We start from the raw sequence: 2765 nt of genomic DNA on the forward strand, positions 1-2765 counted from the left end.
ACTTTTTGCAGGTGCATCAAAAATTTTCTCTCTTTTCTCTATTGGATGATGCACCAGCAATATGTCAGGTATCAACTGGTAGTGATAACTATGGACCATCTAACTCTTTGACTTTACCGACCTCCGACATCCGACATCCGACCTCCGACATCCGACATCCGACATCCGAAATCAGACTTCCGCCATCTGTTCCCTGACAATATCCAGGTCCTTGTCCCCTCTGCCCGAGAGGTTGATGAGCACCTTGCTGCCCGGCCGGATATGGTCCCTGGACTCAGAAACCCATGCCACAGCATGGGCGCTCTCCAGTGCAGGGATGATGCCTTCCTTGCGCGACAGGAGGTTGAAGGCATCCAGGGCCTGGCGGTCATGGATGACTTCGTACCTGGCCCTGCTGCTGTCCTTTAAAAAGGCATGCTCCGGTCCAACTCCCGGGTAATCCAGACCTGGGGCCACAGAGTGCGAGGGAAGGATCTGTCCTTCAATGCTTTGCAGCAGAAAAGTATGTGTACCGTGCAGCACCCCGGGAGTCCCCCTGGACAGAGTGGAAGAGTGATGATCATCCGGGCCTCCCCTGCCCCCGGCTTCCACGCCCACCAGTTCCACCCCCGTGTCCTGGATAAAGGGATGAAAGATGCCTATGGCATTGGAACCGCCGCCCACGCATGCCACCACAGTATCAGGCAGGCTGCCGGTCTGCTGCAGCATCTGTTCCCTGGACTCCCGACCGATTATTGACTGCAGCCTGCGCACCAGAAGCGGGAATGGATGAGGACCCACAGCGGAGCCCAGGCAGTAGTGCGTGTCAGACTGATGCGCTATCCAGTACCTCAGGGCCGCATTGATGGCGTCCTTCAAGGTCCTGGTGCCGCTCTCCACCGGCTCAACCCTGGCTCCCATGAGTTCCATGCGGTGCACATTGATACTCTGGCGCTGTACATCCAGCGCACCCATGAACACTATACAGTCCAGCCCCAGCATGGCCGCAGCAGTGGCCGTGGCCACCCCGTGCTGCCCGGCCCCGGTCTCCGCCAGCAGGCAGCTCTTGCCCATGTGCCTGGCCAGCAGGGCCTGACCCACTGTGTTGTTGATCTTGTGCGCCCCGGTATGGGCCAGATCTTCCCTCTTGAGAAAAACATCAAAACCCATATCCGCTGAAAGATTGCGGCAGAGGTAAAGCGGGGTGGGACGGCCCACAAACTCCCGGCAGACCTGGTCCATATCCTTTTCAAAGGCCTCGTCAGGCAAGATATTGTCCACGGCCTGTTCCAGTTCCGCCAGGGGCGGCACAAGCAGTTCCGGAACAAACCTGCCTCCAAAGGCACCAAAATAACCTTTTCTCATTTCATTCCTCGCAATTTATTGACTGCTATTTGTATCTTTTCCGGGTCCTTTTGTCCCGGACTTTTCTCCACTCCGGAATTAAGATCCACTCCAAGGGCCCTTGTCTCCAGGATCTGGTCCAGGTTGTCAGGTCCCAGGCCCCCTGCCATGAGAAAGGGCCGGGGGCTCCTGATGTCCTGCAGCCAGTCACAGGCGATGCAGCGGCCGTGCCCCCCCAGGCTTTTGCCTGCGTCCAGTAGAAAAAAACGACATGTTTCTTCAAATCTCTGGAGTTCATCCTGAAAATCCCGGCAACTGTCAAACCGTTCCGGCCAGAAGGTCCGCATCACCCGGCTCGGCCCCGCTTTACTGCAGAAATCCGGGTCCTGCCCGCCATGCAGCTGCGCCAGGTCCAGGCCGGCCCTGTCCATTGTGTCCAGCACTTCCCTGACAGAGGCGTTAACAAACACCCCGACCCGCAGCTCGGTTTGCTTGCTCCATGTCCCGACTTTGTCAGGGGATACATACCTGGGACTGCCGGGATGAAAAATAAAGCCGGTGAAATCCACCCCCAGACCCTGACAGATCCTGAGATCCCCGGGATTTGTCAGTCCGCAGATCTTGATTTTCAACTCCGGGTTCACAGGAAAAGCCCCTTAATTTTCTCCCCGGGGCTTGCACAGGACATGATGCTGGTGCCGATTAAAAAGGCGTCAAAGCCAAGCCCGTGAAGTTCGTCCACCTGGCTTGAATTGTCAATACCGCTGGCACAGATCCAGACCTCTTGAGGCTTTTTCTGCGGCACAAGGCTTCTGGACATGTCCAGGTCCACAGTGAGCCTGTTCAGGTCCCGGTTATTGACCATGATGGTCCTGGCCCCTGCATACCTGGCCATGTCCAGCTCTCCGGCGGAAAAGATCTCCACCACCGGTTCCAGGCTGCAGCCGAAACTCATGCGGATTAAATCCGACAGCAGCCCCAGATCCTTGACCACCCTGGCAATGAGCAAAAGCGCCGATGCCGGTGTGGCAGCGGTCTGTTCTACCTGGAGATGGTCAAAGATAAAATCCTTGCGCAGTACCGGGAGCCCGTGTCCGGCAAACACTTCCAGATATTCAAGGCTGCCCTGGAAATATTTTTCTTCAGTAAGTACGGAAAAGGCTGCTGCACCGCCGGTGATAAACTCCTGCACCGCCTTTTGCGGGGTCAAAGACAGGTTTATTACCCCTTTGGAAGGCGAGGCCCTTTTGTATTCAGCAATAACATCCGGTCCAGGACCTGTCACAGCCTGCCGGAAATCCGGTCTCCGGCCCTGATATGCTGCCGGCATTTTGCCTTTAGCCTTCTGCTCCCGCAATTGCTGCAGTTCTTCTGATTTTGCCTGAATAAATTTGTCCAGCATAACTCTACTCTGAAAAGTCAAGTGTTTTGTATCTGTTTAG

General features: G+C 55.9%; 3 protein-coding genes. All 3 read right to left on the reverse strand.

All coding sequences use genetic code 11. From position 1 onward, the window contains the following. Nucleotides 1–171 precede the first annotated feature (171 nt). From trpB to QZP87_RS04060, 3 genes are read right to left on the reverse strand one after another with little or no spacing between them, the layout of a single operon-like run. On the reverse strand, nt 172–1344 hold the full coding sequence (gene trpB / locus QZP87_RS04050; RefSeq protein WP_291321638.1) for a tryptophan synthase subunit beta: 1173 nt from the start codon (nt 1342–1344) through the stop codon (nt 172–174). After that, on the reverse strand, nt 1341–1967 hold the full coding sequence (locus QZP87_RS04055) for a phosphoribosylanthranilate isomerase (RefSeq protein ID WP_291321639.1): 627 nt from the start codon (nt 1965–1967) through the stop codon (nt 1341–1343). The genes trpB and QZP87_RS04055 overlap by 4 nt, the downstream gene beginning before the upstream one ends. Beyond that, on the reverse strand, nt 1964–2725 hold the full coding sequence (locus QZP87_RS04060) for an indole-3-glycerol-phosphate synthase (protein WP_291321640.1): 762 nt from the start codon (nt 2723–2725) through the stop codon (nt 1964–1966). Before QZP87_RS04060 ends, QZP87_RS04055 begins: the two co-directional genes overlap by 4 nt. Between the last annotated feature and the right edge of the window lie 40 nt (nt 2726–2765).

It is taken from the genome of Desulfonatronospira sp. (assembly GCA_003563255.1).
GTDB lineage: Bacteria > Desulfobacterota > Desulfovibrionia > Desulfovibrionales > Desulfonatronovibrionaceae > Desulfonatronospira.